The sequence below is a fragment of the Actinotignum schaalii genome (genome assembly GCF_028864145.1).
Classification (GTDB): domain Bacteria; phylum Actinomycetota; class Actinomycetes; order Actinomycetales; family Actinomycetaceae; genus Actinotignum; species Actinotignum schaalii_B.
The window spans coordinates 22,555-37,541 of sequence record NZ_JARBHJ010000028.1 but is presented as its reverse complement, the minus strand read 5'-3'; the positions used below and the strand labels follow the sequence as shown (position 1 = coordinate 37,541).

Genomic DNA, 14,987 nt, shown 5'->3' with positions numbered 1-14,987 from the left:
CCCGCCCCCACCGCTCCCTCGCGAATAAAACACCCCACGAGGCCTACCACGCCCGCCCTAAAGACGGTCCCACTATCTCCCACGACGGCCAGGACTGGAGAGTGCGTATCGACAAAATAGGCACCTCGGGCACCATCACCTTGCGTTATGCCGGCAAACTACGCCATCTAGGAATCGGCAGAGCCCACCGAGGCCAAGCAATCATCGCTCTTACCCACGGACCCAACGTCGTGATCATCAACCGGGCCAGCGGGGAAATAATCGCCGAGTTCACCATCGACCCGACCCGGAACTACCAGAAGAAAAACAAAAGAAAAACGGACACATGACGCGGGACATACCCGGACATATCACGTGGGACATCCCGCCCGAAAACACGAAAAATCCCGCGTCACAGGCGGACCTATGACGCGGGACATCACATTGTGCCCCGAACAGGATTCGAACCTGCGGCCTTTCGCTCCGGAGGCGAACGCTCTATCCCCTGAGCTATCGGGGCGCACTGCGCTACTTTACCACGTTGGTAGGCGCCGGGAAAAATACCTGGATTCTTACTTGGAGTTTCGTATCTTGTGCGTCCGCGGGTGGCGGTGCAATTTTGTCGGGGTTAGCACGTACACTTAGACACGTGACTCCGGAAGAACTCAGTGCATGTATCGCGGCGGAAATTAACGCCGCACGTAATGAAGGTCAGCTTCACCTCGATGGTGATATTCCCGCGGTGAAAATCGAGCGCCCGCGTTCGCGTGAGCACGGGGATTGGGCCACGAATGTGGCCATGCAGCTCGCCAAGCGCGCGGGAATGCCCCCGCGCGATCTAGCCACCCTGCTGGCCGGGCGCCTCGAGGGCGTCGCCGGCATTGCCCAGGTAGAGGTTGCCGGCCCCGGTTTTATTAATATTCGCCTCTCCGCGGGTGCCGCTGGGGAATTAGCCCGCACCATCGTGGAGCAGGCGGAGCGCTACGGCTCCTCGCAAGCCGGCGCCGGGACCACCGTCAATTTGGAATACGTCTCCGCGAACCCCACCGGTCCTATCCACATCGGAGGAGCGCGCTGGGCGGCGGTGGGGGATACCCTCGCCCGGATTCTCAGCTTTACCGGCGCTAATGTCGTGCGCGAATACTATTTCAATGATCACGGCAACCAAATCAATCATTTCTCGGAAAGCCTGCTGGCCGCGGCACTGGGCCGTGAAACACCGGAAGATGGCTACGGTGGAACATATATTTCCGATATTGCGCAGCAGGTTATTTCCCAGGAACTAGCCGCCGGGCATCCCGATCCGCGCACCCTCCCGGAAGCCGAAGCTCAGGAAGTATTCCGCGCCGGTGGTGTGGAGCTCATGTTCGCGGAGATCAAGAATTCCTTGGCTGATTTCCGGGCTGAATTCGATGTGTTCTTCCACGAACAATCCCTCCATGATTCCGGAGCGGTTGCCGCGGCCATCGAAAAACTCCGTGAACGCGGTGTTATTTACGAAGAAGATAACGCGGTATGGCTGCGCTCCACCGATTTCGGTGATGATAAAGACCGCGTCATCGTGAAATCGGATGGGGAAACCGCCTACTTCGCCGGTGACATCGCCTACTACCTCGATAAGCGCCACCGCGGTGCCGATCATGCCGTCTATATGCTCGGCGCGGATCACCACGGTTACATCGGGCGCATGTACGCCATGGCCCGCGCGTTTGGGGATACCGCCGGCAAGGGCGGCAATATGGAAATCCTCATCGGCCAGCTGGTCAACCTCAAGCGTGACGGCGTGCTGGTGCGTATGTCCAAGCGCGCTGGCACGGTGGTGACCCTGGAGGACCTGGTGGAAGCCGTGGGAGTGGATGCGGCACGCTACTCGCTGGTGCGGGCCTCGGTGGATACCACCCTGGAGCTGGACCTCAATGTGCTGGCCTCGCATACCAATGACAACCCGGTCTACTACGTGCAATACGCGCACGCGCGCACCGCTAATGTGGCTCGTAACGCGGTCGAACACGGGGTGCGGCGCGCGGATGCCTTCACGCCGGAGCTGCTGGAACAAGCCGATTCCGATCTCATCGGGCAGCTGGCCCGTTTCCCGGAAGTGATCTCCCTGGCCGCGGCCAATCGCGAACCGCACCGGGTGGCCCGCTACCTGGAAGAACTGGCCGGCGCCTACCACACCTGGTACGGCAAGGCCCGGGTCACCCCGCGCGCGGATGAAGAAGTCAGCGATCTGCACCGCACCCGCCTATGGGTTAATGATGCAACCCGTCAGGTTCTCGCTAACGGGCTGCACCTGCTCGGGGTCAGCGCCCCGGAGAAAATGTGAGCGCCGCTGTGAGTGATCTCGAGCAGCTGCCCGCGCCCGTCCCGGATGGTTCACCCACCGGGGTGTGGTCAACCACGGTGCGCCGGGTTCCCGGCGATCTCGAGGTGGGTGGCTGTTCGGTAAGCGGGCTGGCCGCGCAATTCGGCACCCCGCTCTACATCCTGGACGAAGTAGATGCCCGCGCTCGCGCCGCCGCCTGGGTGAGCGCTATGCGCGAGGCTTTTGCGGAGTTGGCGGGAGCGGATGTTTACTACGCCTGCAAGGCTTTTGCCAGCGTGGGTGTAGCTAGGTGGATGCTGGAAGAAGGCCTCCACCTGGACACCTGCTCCGAAGGAGAGCTGCGCATCGCCCTGGCGGCCGGAGCGCGGGGGCACCAGCTCGGATTGCACGGAAATAATAAATCCGCGGCGGAAATTGAGCTGGCCCTGGAGCATGAGGTCGCTCATCTCGTGGTTGATTCCTTGGCTGAAGTGGAGTTAGTTGCGGAGGCTGCCGCGCGCCGCGGGCGGGTAGCGGCCGTTGTTGTGCGGGTAACCTCCGGTATTCACGCGGGTGGCCACGATTTCATCGCTACCGCTCATGAGGACCAAAAATTCGGCCTGTCACTCGCCAGCGGTGCTGCATGGGAGGCTATCCGGCGTATTAGCGCACATCCGTGGCTGCGCCTGGTGGGATTGCATTCGCATATCGGCTCCCAAATCGTGGCCACGGATGCTTTTGTGGCTGCGGCACGCGCCATTCTTGACCTGCGGGCTCGGGTGGCGCGCGAGCTGGGGAGTGTTATCCCCGAAATAGATCTGGGCGGTGGCTACGGGGTGCGCTATACCGGTGCGGACCCGATTCCGCCTTCCCCGCGTGACTTCGCCACCGTGCTCGCCACGGAAGTTGCCCGGCACAGCGCCCAGAGTGGCATTCCTGCCCCGCGGATATCCGTGGAACCGGGCCGTTCCATTATTGCCCCGGCCGGTATGACGCTCTACACGGTGGGAACCATCAAAGATGTCCACGTGGATACTACCCGCACCCGCACCTATGTTTCGGTAGACGGGGGAATGTCCGATAATATCCGCCCCGCTCTCTACGGTGCGGATTACACCGCGGCACTCGTGGATCGAGTCCAGGCCGAGGATGCAGATTCTTCGCGCGTATGCCGAGTTGTCGGTAAACATTGCGAATCGGGCGATATTGTGGTGCGCGCCGTCGCCCTCCCGGAAGATATTCACGCCGGTGACCTGCTTGTCACGCCGGGAACCGGCGCCTACGGTCGGGTCATGGCCTCCCATTACAATATGCTTCCCAGCCCGGGAGTTATTGCGGTGCGTGATGGCCGGGCCCGCTGGCTTATTCGCGGGGAGACCGTGGCCGATCTCTTCGCGCTGGATGCGGATTACCCGGCCGCGGATTCCCCGGCCACCACTGCTGAAAACTAGGGCGGTTGCCGGCCCGTAGCGCACCTTCAGACCGGCAACCTGCACGGTTAGAACGCTAGCTCTCCGGAAGCACGGCCTCTCTTACCTGCGCGGGCTTTTCCCAGGTATCCGGGGCGCTGCTCCAGGCGGAGATAGCATCCACTACCGGGCGCAGTTCGGCTACCGCAATCTGCCCGGCTGCCGTGGCATGCCCGGCCTGACCCCAGGTTCCCGCGGACCCGAAAATAGCGGAAGTAATGCGGCTCATGGTGCCCAGCGCCCCCATGGCGATGGTGATAAGAGGGACGTGCAATTCCTGGCTGGCCCGATAAGTTGCATTGAGCACCGTCACCACATCGCCCGGATGGGAGGGAGTCACCGCAATTTTCGCGATCGAGGCCCCGTGCACCTGCAAGAGCCGCAAGCGATTAACGATCTCATCTTCGGGCGGGGTGGAACGGAAATCATGGTAGGAGCCAATCACCGGTATCTGGGCCCGCGCCGCTTCCTGAATAATACGTTCGGTCCAGGCTTCGGTGCGGAACAGCTCCGCATCCACCGCATCCACCAGCCCGGATTGGATGAGGCGTATCACCAGGGGGCCGTAATCATCGGGCAGAATTGCCTTCTGGCCGCCCTCCGCCGCGGAGCGGAAGGTGCCCAGAATCGGTAGGTTCGTGGATGTACGCAAAAGGGTTCCCACCTCGGTGAGGGTGGAAAGGTCCTCGAGGAAATCCACGCGCCATTCCAGGACGTCAATGTCCTGTGCGGGAAGCTTCGCTACCTGTGTCCGCAGCTCGTCACCGTTGGCGGGCGTTATGGACACGAGGATTTTCGTCGGCCCGGAGCCGAAGGCGACGTCCTTGATTTTCACAGTGGGCATCGCGCACCTCGCTTTCTCTTCGTGCATCACTCGATGCATTTTCCATGGGGATATTGTACCCATCTGCGTGGTGAGCACCACACCTCGTTTTGGTGCCACGCGGAGCCCATGCATCGGTAGCGGGCGGGCCAACAGCGCGCATCGGCTCCACCTTCGCTAGGCTAGGACACGCGAGGACAGCTAGGGGGCCGGCGCATCGCCCGGACCGAGCCGGAACCCGCGCAGGCCGAGCCGGCAGTCGCGCGGCGCGTTCGTCAAGATAAGGAGTAGGCGTGAAGGAAGTCAAGGTTGCCCTGCTGGGGGCGGGAACGGTAGGAAGCGCCGTCGTCCGCCTGCTGCAAGCCAATGCGGAAGAATTTAACCTGCGAGCCGGAGCGCGCCTGCGCGTGATCGGAATTGCGGTGCGCAACCTGGAGGCCCCGCGCGATCCTGCGATTGATCGCGCACTGCTCACCACCGATGCCCACGCCATTATTGCCCAGGCGGATATTGTTATCGAATTGATGGGCGGCATCGAACCGGCGCGCGAATATATTTTGGCTGCTTTTGCCGCCGGTGCCTCGGTGGTCACCGGAAATAAGGCGCTGCTGGCCGAACACGGTCCAGAATTGTACGACGCCGCGGCGCGTGCCGGCGTTGACCTCTATTACGAGGCCGCGGTGGGCGGGGCCGTTCCGGTGGTGTACGGACTGCGCGAATCCCTCGCCGGGGATCGCGTTACCCATATTCTCGGAATCGTCAATGGCACCACCAATTACATCCTCGACGAAATGACTACCAACGGGGAAAGTTTCGATGCCGCGGTGAAAAAGGCGCAGGAGCTTGGCTATGCCGAAGCTGATCCGAGTGCCGATGTGGACGGGTACGACGCCGCGGCAAAATGCGCCATCCTGGCCTCTCTCGCTTTCCACACCCGCGTCCAGCTTTCGGATGTGCATACCCATGGAATCCGCGATATCACCCCGGAGATGATCGCTTCGGCCGGGCGGGGCGGGTACGTGGTCAAGCTGGTGGCTTCCGCCAAGCGGCGCGCGGACGGCATTGAATTGTACGTGGGCCCCACCCTTATTCCTGCGCAGCATCCGCTCGCCACCGTACACGGAGCCTATAACGCCATTGTGGTGGAGGGTGAAGCCGCTGATCGGCTCATGTTTTACGGGCCGGGAGCTGGCGGGAATCCTACCGCCACCGCGGTGCTCTCCGATCTGGTGGCCGCCGCGCATCACCGCGTGCACGGCGGGCTGGCCCCGCGCGAACTGGCTTACGGAGAGCTGCCGATTCTGCCTCCCGCCCAGGCGCGTTCGCGTTTCCAGCTGAGCATGGACGTGGCTGATCACGTGGGTGTTCTCAGCGAGGTTACCGGTACTTTTGCCCGCCACAATGTGTCCATTAGCGGGGTTACTCAAGAATCGCCCACCGCGGACCACCTGTGCCGTCTCACGGTCACCACCCACGAAGCCCTCCAAGCTGATGTGGAAGCGACCATTGCGGATCTCTCCGCCGCCGCGGGGCCGGCAACGGTGAGCACCGCGAGCTTTGTGCGGGTGGAGGTGGCCTAATGCGTATCGCCACCTCCGAAGCGCGGGTGCGGGTCCCGGCGACCTCCGGCAACCTCGGTCCCGGTTTTGATTGCATGGGTATGGCGCATAACCTTTGGGACGAAGTCAGCGTGCGCCTCACCACCGGTGCCACCCGGGTGAGTATTGAAGGGGAGGGCGCGGATGTTCTTCCCACCGGAGAAGATCACCTCATCGTACGGGCCCTGCGCCGCGGTTTTGAGGCCGCGGCCCTGCCCGGCGTCGGTTTCGAGCTGCACTGCGTTAACGCGATTCCGCAGGGGCGCGGCCTCGGTTCTTCCGCGGCGGCCGTGGTGGCCGGCTTACTTTTAGTGCGCGGCCTCGTGGATCGCCCCGATATATTCGACGACGGCGTGCTCCTCTCCCTCGCCACCGAATTTGAGGGACACCCCGATAATGCCGCACCGGCAATTTTCGGGGGCGCCGTCGTTACTTGGATGGAAGGAACGCAGGCCCGGGCGGCGCGTATCCCCACCGCGGTGGAAACTACTCTCCTTATTCCGGGTGAACAACTCCTGACTGAAAAGGCGCGGGCCGCATTACCGGATACCGTTCCGCACGCAGATGCAGCTTTTAATGCTTCGCACACCGCGATGCTTGCCCTCGCCCTCGAGCACTACCCGGATTTGCTGTGGCAGGCCACCGAAGATCGCCTCCACCAGGACTATCGCGCCGGGGCGATGCCGACATCCGCGGACGCGGTACGGGCCTTGCGCGCGGCCGGGTTCCCGGCCGTTATTTCCGGTGCGGGCCCATCCGTGCTAGTATTTTCACGCCTTGACGCTGACACAGTATCTATGATGCAGCGGCGTGGATTTACGGTGAATACTGCTGGAATGTCCACACGGGGCGCCTATCTGGTGTAGACTAAGGTCTAACCGACGTTCTTATACCGGTTATTTCCCACGTACTTGAAATTGTCATAAGTGTGTTAACAACCCCTGAATTCCGAGGAAGGAACCTCGTGACGGAAACCCCAACATCAGGCGCAATCTCAACGATGCGGGTGCCGCAGCTGCGCGCGCTCGCCGAAGAACTCGGCCTGGACATTGACCCGAAAGCTAAGAAGGCGGACCTGCTCGCGGCCATTCGCGAAGTTCGCCCCGCGCGGCGCGGGCGGCCCCGTAAGGAAGATAGCCTCGCCAATATCACGAAGCCGCGCGAAAAGTCCGCTGCTGCCACCACGGCCAAGACCGCAGCGAAGAAAGAAAGCGAAGCGGTTGCTACCGAAGCCGCGGAAGCTGTCGCTCCGACTCGGAACACACGAACTGTTACCCGCGCAGCGGTATCGGCACCCAGTGCGGAAAGCGCCCCGGTAGCAGCTCCCAGCCGTGAAGAACGGGAAGATCGTGAGGAGCGTAAGGTGCGGCGCCGGGTGCGCCGGGATCACCGCGAACCGGTTCATATCGATTTGCCTGAACCAAAGCCGGAAGCCGGCCAGGCCGCGCGTCGCTCCGATTCCCTCAGCGATGAAAATACCCTCGCGGTTCTGGATGCCATTGGCGATGCCGCGGAACGCCGCGCCGGTGACCACCATGACACCACCTCGGAACGCCGCCGCCGTAAGCGCAACCGGCGCGGTGAGGAACATGAAGAAGCCCGCCGCTCCCGGCGCACCGCGGAACGCACCGAACGTACTGATCGCACGGATCACGAGGCGGAGGAGTCCGCGCCGGCTTCGAAGCCCGAACGTGAGGAACGCCAGGAGATTCCGGCCGGCAAGCGCCAGGCGGAGGATACCCTCGTTCCCGTTGCCGGCATTGTGGATGCCCAGGGTAACCAGATGGTGCTGCGCACCGGCGGCTACCTGCCCGGCCCCAATGACGCGCAGATTTCCACCGCGCTGGTGCGCCAGTACGGGCTGCGCCGCGGGGATGCTGTGGTGGGCGCTATTCGCCAGCACGATGAGGATAATTCCTCGCATAATAACCGCAATAACAAGCGTAATCCGCGCCGTCGTTACAATAACCAGAACAATAACCGTTCCGGTAATCAGCTTGTCCAGGTAGATACTATTAACTCCCTGCCCGCAGCCGAAGCAGCGCGCCGCCCGGACTTCAATAAACTCACCCCGGTCTACCCGGATGAGATTTTGCGTCTGGAAACCGAACGCAAGGGCCTGTCCACTCGCGCTATCGATCTGGTTGCTCCTATTGGTAAGGGCCAACGTGGTCTCATTGTTTCTCCGCCGAAGGCCGGGAAGACCATGATTATGCAGCAGATCGCCAAGGCGATTGCCGCTAATGATCCCGAGGTTCATATCATGGTGGTCCTCGTGGATGAACGCCCCGAAGAAGTGACGGATATGCGTCGCATCGTCAAGGGTGAAGTGATTGCTTCCACCTTTGATCGCCCGGCTTCGGATCACACCATCGTCTCTGAACTCGCTATCGAGCGCGCCAAGCGCCTGGTGGAACTCGGTCAGGATGTGGTGGTGCTCCTCGATTCCCTCACCCGCCTTTCGCGTGCCTACAACCTCGCGGCCCCGGCCTCGGGGCGCATCCTCTCCGGTGGTGTGGATGCCGCGGCACTCTACCCGCCCAAGAAGTTCTTCGGTGCGGCGCGCAATATCGAAAATGGTGGTTCGCTCACGATTATCGCCTCCGCGCTGGTGGAAACCGGCTCGAAGATGGACGAAGTTATTTTCGAAGAGTTCAAGGGCACCGGCAATATGGAACTGCGCCTCTCGCGCCAGCTCGCGGACCGGCGTATCTTCCCGGCGATCGATATCAACGCCTCGGGTACCCGCCGCGAAGAACTGCTTTACAAGCCCGAAGAACTCAAGGTCATCTGGCAGCTGCGCCGGGCCCTGGGCACCCTCGGGGTGGATGAAGCGGCGGACTTCGTGCTCAAGCGGATGCGGAATACCGAAAATAACGCGGAATTCCTCGTGTCGATTATGCGTTCCATGCAAGGATCGCGCGGCGAATAAGCCGAATAAAACACGGCGGGAAGATCCGGCCGGGGGTCGGGTACCGAGCACGCGCAGCACGTAGTGATGTGATACGCGCACGGTACCTTGTCTCGGCCGGGCCGCCCGTGCCATAATTTTCTGTCGGCTCCCGGTTCACCGTGATACGGAGAACCGTGCTCGGACCCGGGAGCAGCTACGAACCAAGGAGAGATAATGAAGCAGGGAATCCATCCCGATTACCACGAGGTCTCCGTGACCTGCACCTGCGGTAATGAGTTCACCACCCGTTCCACCTACAACGGTGACCACATGCGCGTGGAAGTGTGCAATAACTGCCACCCGTTCTACACCGGCAAGCAGAAGATCCTGGATACCGGTGGGCGTGTGGCTCGCTTCGAGGCACGCTACGGCAAGCGCAAGAAGTAAGCGCCACGGAAAGGAGCGTCACCGCAAGGGCGCTCCTTTTCTTTTTGCACTATTGTCGGTAGAGCTGCCACAGTCCCGTGGCGGTAGGGCACGCGCGGGGTGCGCGTGAAGAAAGGTCCTCGTTATGGCTGATACACGTCGTGAGGTTGCCGAGCACCATCTCGCTGAATTTGAAAAAATCGAAGCGGATATGGCCAGCCCGGAAGTTCTCTCCTCCCCGGATAAATTGCGTTCACTCGGGCGGCGCTACGCCGAACTCGGGCGGGTGGTACGCGTGTACCGGCGTTTCCTCCAGGCCGAACAGGACCTGACCGAAGCCCGGGAGATCATCTCCCAGGGTGGGGAGGATGCTGAACTCTTCCGCCCCGAACTTCCCGGAATGGAAGAACGCTACGAGACAGCCTCCCAGGAACTCACGGAAGTCCTCATTCCCCGCGATGAAGATGACGCCCGCGATGTCATTATGGAAATCAAAGGCGGCGCCGGCGGGGAAGAATCCGCCCTCTTCGCCGGGGATCTGGCCCGCATGTACGAACGTTACGCCACCTCCAAGGGCTGGACTTGGGAAGTGCTGGGTGCCAACCAAACCGAGCTGGGTGGCTACAAGGACCTCGAGGTCGCCATCCGTTCCCGCGGGCAGCTTGAGGATCCTTCCGACGGCGTATGGGCCCACCTCAAGTACGAGGGCGGGGTTCACCGGGTGCAGCGCGTACCCGTGACCGAATCCCAGGGGCGCATCCAGACCTCCACCGCCGGGGTGCTTGTTTTCGCGGAAGTGGACGACCCGGGTGAAGTGGAAATCGCCGCCAATGACCTGCGCATTGACGTGTACCGATCCTCGGGGCCTGGCGGGCAGTCCGTGAATACCACCGATTCGGCGGTGCGTATCACCCACCTTCCCACCGGGATCGTGGTGTCCATGCAGGACGAAAAATCGCAGATCCAAAATCGCGAATCTGCTATGCGGGTGCTGCGCGCGCGGTTGCGCCAGCTCCAGCTGGATCAGCAGGCCGCTGAAAACGCGGAATTGCGTCATTCCCAGGTGCGTACCCTGGACCGTTCCGAGCGCATCCGCACCTATAATTTCCCGGAAAATCGTATTTCCGATCATCGCACCGGCTACAAGGCCCATAATCTCGACGCGGTCCTCGATGGGGATCTGGATGCCGTTATTGATTCGGCCCGGATTATGGACGAAGCGGCTCGCATGGAAGCCGCGGAAGAAAAGTAGAGAGTAGCCGAGCTCTATGACCACCTGGGCGGAATTGCTGGCAGGTGCCACCGCGCAGCTCACCGCGGCCGGGGTGGATTCGCCGGCCGCCGATGCCCGCTGGTTGGCCGAAGCGGTGGCGGGCAGGCGCCCCCATCCGCGCGATACCCCATCTCCCGCCCAGTGTGAGCTTTTTGCAAGCTACCTGGCCCGCCGCGCCACGCGCGAGCCGCTGCAGCATATTACCGGGCGGATGTATTTTCGCTACCTCGAGCTGGTTTCCACGCCCGATGCGCTGATTGTGCGCCCGGAAACTGAGATCGTCGCCGAACGTGCCATTGAGCACGTGCGTGCGTGCGTGGCCGCGCAGAGCCGCAGTAACGCCGCATCTCTCAAGAACGACGGCGCAGCGGCGGCGCGCTCCCGCGCCGCCGCGCAGCAGGCCGGCCCCCTCGTCCTCGATTTGGGCACCGGCAGCGGAGCCATTGCCCTGAGTATTGCGACTGAAGTCCCCGCCGCCCGGGTGATCGGCGTCGACACAGATCCCCGGGCCCTGCAACTAGCTGCCACCAATAATGCCCGCTACGGGTCACCCGTCACTTTCCTACACCACGATGTAGCTGAGCCGCTCCCGGAACTGGACCACGCGGTGAGCGTCGTCGTCGCTAATCCTCCCTATATTCCACCCGATACGCCCGTTAGTGCAGAAGTACGGGCCGATCCGGCGCGCGCCCTGTGGGGCGGGGGAGCGGACGGCCTGGACCTGCCCAGGCTTTTTGTCGCGCGCGCGGCGCAGCTATTGCGGGACGGGGGTATCCTCGTTCTCGAACACGCGGAGACGCAGAGCGCGCCCCTGCGCGATTATGCCCGCAGCGTCGGTTTTACCCGGGTGGCAACCGGCCGGGACCTGGCCGGGCGGGAACGTTTTTTGGAGGCAGAATATGGACACATGTGATGCCGCGGTAGCCGCCCTCGCGCGCGGCGAGCTCGTGGTTCTCCCCACCGATACCGTCTACGGGCTGGGTGCCGATGCGTTTTCGCGCGCGGCTGTGACCCGGCTCCTCACCGCGAAGGGGCGCGGGCGCGATAAGCCCTCCCCGGTTCTTGTCGCGTCGATGGACGACGCCGCACGTTTGACCTCCGGCATCCCGGCCGGCGCCCGCGCGCTCGCGGCGGCGTACTGGCCCGGGGCTCTTACCCTCATCCTCCCCGCGAATGACAGCATCGGCTGGGATCTGGGCGAAACCCACGGCACCGTGGCGCTGCGCATGCCCGATCACCCGCTCGCCCTGGAGCTGCTGCGCCGCACCGGTCCGCTGGCCGTATCCTCCGCGAATCTCACCGAGCACGCCCCGGCCCGCACCGCAGCGCAGGCCCGCGAGCAGCTGGGAGAGAAAGTCGCGGTATACCTGGACGGAGGCACCGCACCGGGCGGGGTGCCGTCCACCATCGTGAGTTTCGCGGGGGAACGGGCACATATCCTGCGCCACGGCGCTATTCCGGATGAGGATATTGCCGCGGTGGTGCCCTTGGGCTGAAGCGGTTCGGCGGCGGCGCACTGATGCAGGAGCTGGGCCGGCTAGACTGAACGGCAGCGGTCAAGGTAAGGAGAGAGCATGCGCGTTTACCTGCTCATGATGGTGCTCAGCTGCGCCATCACCTACTTCCTCGTCCCCGCGATTCTGCGCCTGGCGCTACGCGTGGGTGCCATGACACAGGTGCGCGAACGCGATATCCACACCGTGCCTATCCCGCGGCTGGGCGGAGTGGCCATGTTCCTGGGATTTTCGGCTTCTTTCGCTATTGCCTCTCAGATCCCCTACCTGCATCGGGTGCTCGGGCCCGCCTCGCAAGCCTGGGCGATCTGGCTGGGCGCCGGGCTCATGTGTCTGGTGGGTGCCATCGACGATATCTGGGAACTGGATTGGATGACGAAACTGGCCGGCGAGGTGCTGGCTGCCGGGGTGATGGCCTGGCAGGGCGTCCAATTCGTCACGCTGCCCTTTATGGGCCTGACCGTGGGCTCCACTCGCCTTTCGATTTTCTTTACCATCCTCATGGTGGTTATCACGGTGAATGCCGTGAACTTCATGGACGGTCTGGACGGGCTGGCCGCCGGGATCGTGGGCATTGCATCCCTGGCTTTCTTTATTTATTCCTATATTCTTACCCGCAATGCCACCCCGGGGGATTACACGTCGGTGGCCTGCGCGGCCGCGGCGGCCACGGTGGGGATGTGCGCGGGTATCCTGCCGCATAATTTCCATCCGGCCCGTATCTTTATGGGTGATTCGGGGGCGCTCATGCTCGGCATGGTGCTGGCCGCCTCCGCAATCCAGGTCACCGGGCAGATCGACCCGCAATCGACCTCTCTCGGCTACGCGCTCCCGGCATATCTGCCGCTGCTGCTGGCCCTCGCCGTGGTGGTGCTGCCGCTCTCTGATTTCATCTGGGCCGTCACCCGGCGCCTGGCCCGCGGGCAGTCTCCTTTCCACGCCGACGCCGGTCACCTTCACCACCGCCTGCTGCGCCTGGGGCATTCGCATACCGGCACCGTGCTCATCCTCTATTTGTGGACGGCCATTTTTTCTTTCAGCTGCATTTTGCTTATTGTGTTACCCGCCCGGCACGTCGCCCTGATTGGAGCGGCCGGGGTGGTGCTCGGTTGCGTGGTCACTTTCGGCATGTTCGGGCGACGGCGCAGCTCGGCAGCATGCGGGGAGCGCATTCCGGAGGAGAATGCCGGAGATGCGCCCATTTCCGAAGTGGGGCCGGTGCGGGAAGCGGAGGAGGCATCATGAGAGCCCAATTCGGGTGGCGAGCTGCCCCGAGCGGAGGCGCCGGGCGATTGCTGCACCGTGCCCAGCTGAGCGCAACACTCGGTTGCGTCGTCGTCGGAATAATCGGGGTGGCGGGGTGCCTGCTTGCCGGCCAGGGCGAGCATGCCTGTGCCGTGGGCTGGGCCGCCCTCATTGCGCTGATACTCCAGGCGGTCACCTGGGCTAGTGCGCGCTACCTGCCCGGCGGGGCCGGGTGGGCCCTGGGCGGCTACGCGGTCAAACTCGCGGTGGTCTTCGGGGGACTCGGGGCAGTGCGAGCCCTCACGAGCGCGCCGGTGGGAACCGCGGCGCTGGCACTTGCCGGGCTCATTATCTGCACGCTCGCAATGCAATCTTGGGTGGTGCTGCGCGCTGATCTGCGCGCGGACACACCGTGAGCCTGGCTCTGTGTAGGACTGCGCCGCGCGTACTCTTCGGGACCAGGGCGCTAAGTCCTAGTCATGCAGAGGCGGCAAGAGTAACGTAGACCACTGTTCACGGCGGCGAAGTTCAAGGCCGTGCGGTGATGACAATTGTGATTTCCACGCTAAGATAAGTTAGCAGTGCCGTTCAGGCGGGGTTCCCGCCGCGGAAAGATTCGATGGAGAGGGTGAGCGCATGGCAGTCGGTTCGTTCGCGAATCTGAGCATGCTCGGCCTGCCGATGGAGAACGACGGGTTCCACGCCCCGGGAGTTGAGGAATTCTTCCCCGCCCCCATCTTCTTCGCCGGCACGCCATTTGAGATGAATCGCGTGATGGTGATTCGTCTTCTTGCGGCTTTAGTTCTTCTGGTTTTCTGCGTTATCTACGCCAAGCGCGCCAAGCTCATTCCGGGCCGCGCGCAGGCCGCGATGGAATCCTTGCTGGACTTCTCGCGGGTGCAGATCGGTGAAGAAATTCTTGAAGGGCAGGCACGGAAGTACCAGCCCCTGCTCGCTACCATTTTCCTCGGTACTCTCTTTATGAACCTGACCGGCGTTATCCCGGGCTTGCAGCTCGCGGGTACGTCGGTTATTGGTATGCCGCTCATTTACGCCGTGGTGGCGTACGTGGCTTTCATTATTGCGGGTATGAAAGAACGCGGGGCGGGTACCTTCTTCAAGGAACAGCTCTTCCCGCCCGGGGTGCCCTGGCCGATTTACATCATCATGACGCCCATTGAGTTGCTCTCCACTTTCATCATTCGGCCCGTCACACTGACGGTTCGTCTGTTGGCCAATATGCTTTCCGGGCACATGTTGCTCGTGCTTTGCTTCCTGGGTACTCACGCGCTCTACTTCTCCATGGGCGGGGGTCTCGGCATTGGCCTGGGTACGGTTACCCTGGTGGCCGGTATCCTCTTCACCGTTTTTGAACTTTTCGTGGCGTGCCTGCAGGCGTATATCTTCGCCCTGCTCACCGCCGCGTATATCCAACTTTCTATTTCCGCCCACTAAAAACAAC

At 62.6% G+C, this 14,987-nt stretch carries 13 protein-coding genes, 1 tRNA gene and 1 pseudogene; 13 read left to right on the top strand and 2 right to left on the bottom strand.

The window, feature by feature from the left end:
- Positions 1 to 329: pseudogene (locus tag PWJ82_RS06980) on the top strand (IS481 family transposase); the annotation flags it as partial.
- 97 nt (positions 330 to 426) lie between these two features.
- Here the strand turns inward: PWJ82_RS06980 and PWJ82_RS06975 are convergent.
- Positions 427 to 499 (bottom strand) — tRNA-Arg (locus PWJ82_RS06975).
- A gap of 129 nt (positions 500 to 628) precedes the next feature.
- On the opposite strand from PWJ82_RS06975, the gene argS reads away from it, so the two are divergent.
- Entirely contained in the window at positions 629 to 2,305 is a 1,677-nt protein-coding gene (argS, locus tag PWJ82_RS06970) for an arginine--tRNA ligase (protein WP_274736026.1), read from the top strand.
- Positions 2,306 to 2,313: 8 nt separating this feature from the next.
- Positions 2,314 to 3,735 carry a diaminopimelate decarboxylase gene (gene lysA / locus PWJ82_RS06965; protein WP_274736025.1) on the top strand — a complete coding sequence of 474 codons (1,422 nt, stop codon included), beginning with the start codon at positions 2,314 to 2,316 and terminating at the stop codon, positions 3,733 to 3,735.
- A gap of 55 nt (positions 3,736 to 3,790) precedes the next feature.
- Here the strand turns inward: lysA and aroD are convergent, their stop codons facing one another.
- Positions 3,791 to 4,597, bottom strand: a complete 807-nt coding sequence (gene aroD / locus PWJ82_RS06960; RefSeq protein WP_274736024.1) for a type I 3-dehydroquinate dehydratase — start codon at positions 4,595 to 4,597, stop codon at positions 3,791 to 3,793.
- A gap of 272 nt (positions 4,598 to 4,869) precedes the next feature.
- On the opposite strand from aroD, the gene PWJ82_RS06955 reads away from it, so the two are divergent.
- The 10 genes from PWJ82_RS06955 to atpB all read left to right on the top strand — a co-directional run bounded on the left by PWJ82_RS06955 (position 4,870) and on the right by atpB (position 14,980).
- The gene (locus PWJ82_RS06955) at positions 4,870 to 6,156 is read left to right on the top strand and encodes a homoserine dehydrogenase (RefSeq protein ID WP_274736023.1); all 1,287 of its coding nucleotides are present in this window, start codon (positions 4,870 to 4,872) and stop codon (positions 6,154 to 6,156) included.
- A complete protein-coding gene (gene thrB / locus PWJ82_RS06950; RefSeq protein ID WP_274736022.1) occupies positions 6,156 to 7,040 on the top strand; it encodes a homoserine kinase in 885 nt (294 codons plus the stop codon). The genes PWJ82_RS06955 and thrB overlap by 1 nt, the downstream gene beginning before the upstream one ends.
- 98 nt (positions 7,041 to 7,138) lie before the next feature.
- Entirely contained in the window at positions 7,139 to 9,106 is a 1,968-nt protein-coding gene (rho, locus tag PWJ82_RS06945) for a transcription termination factor Rho (RefSeq protein WP_274736021.1), read from the top strand.
- A gap of 195 nt (positions 9,107 to 9,301) precedes the next feature.
- Complete coding sequence (rpmE, locus tag PWJ82_RS06940) at positions 9,302 to 9,514, top strand: 50S ribosomal protein L31 (RefSeq protein ID WP_016441737.1); 213 nt, start codon at positions 9,302 to 9,304, stop codon at positions 9,512 to 9,514.
- 124 nt (positions 9,515 to 9,638) lie between these two features.
- Positions 9,639 to 10,745, top strand: coding sequence for a peptide chain release factor 1 (prfA, locus tag PWJ82_RS06935; protein WP_274736020.1), 1,107 nt, complete (start codon positions 9,639 to 9,641; stop codon positions 10,743 to 10,745).
- A gap of 16 nt (positions 10,746 to 10,761) precedes the next feature.
- A complete protein-coding gene (gene prmC, locus PWJ82_RS06930) occupies positions 10,762 to 11,679 on the top strand; it encodes a peptide chain release factor N(5)-glutamine methyltransferase (protein ID WP_274736019.1) in 918 nt (305 codons plus the stop codon).
- On the top strand, positions 11,666 to 12,262 hold the full coding sequence (locus PWJ82_RS06925) for an L-threonylcarbamoyladenylate synthase (protein ID WP_016441734.1): 597 nt from the start codon (positions 11,666 to 11,668) through the stop codon (positions 12,260 to 12,262). Before prmC ends, PWJ82_RS06925 begins: the two co-directional genes overlap by 14 nt.
- Positions 12,263 to 12,340: 78 nt before the next feature.
- On the top strand, positions 12,341 to 13,525 hold the full coding sequence (locus PWJ82_RS06920; RefSeq protein ID WP_274736018.1) for a glycosyltransferase family 4 protein: 1,185 nt from the start codon (positions 12,341 to 12,343) through the stop codon (positions 13,523 to 13,525).
- Positions 13,522 to 13,941 carry a hypothetical protein gene (locus PWJ82_RS06915; protein WP_274736017.1) on the top strand — a complete coding sequence of 140 codons (420 nt, stop codon included), beginning with the start codon at positions 13,522 to 13,524 and terminating at the stop codon, positions 13,939 to 13,941. The genes PWJ82_RS06920 and PWJ82_RS06915 overlap by 4 nt, the downstream gene beginning before the upstream one ends.
- A 220-nt stretch (positions 13,942 to 14,161) precedes the next feature.
- On the top strand, positions 14,162 to 14,980 hold the full coding sequence (gene atpB / locus PWJ82_RS06910; RefSeq protein WP_016441731.1) for a F0F1 ATP synthase subunit A: 819 nt from the start codon (positions 14,162 to 14,164) through the stop codon (positions 14,978 to 14,980).
- Positions 14,981 to 14,987 lie beyond the last annotated feature (7 nt).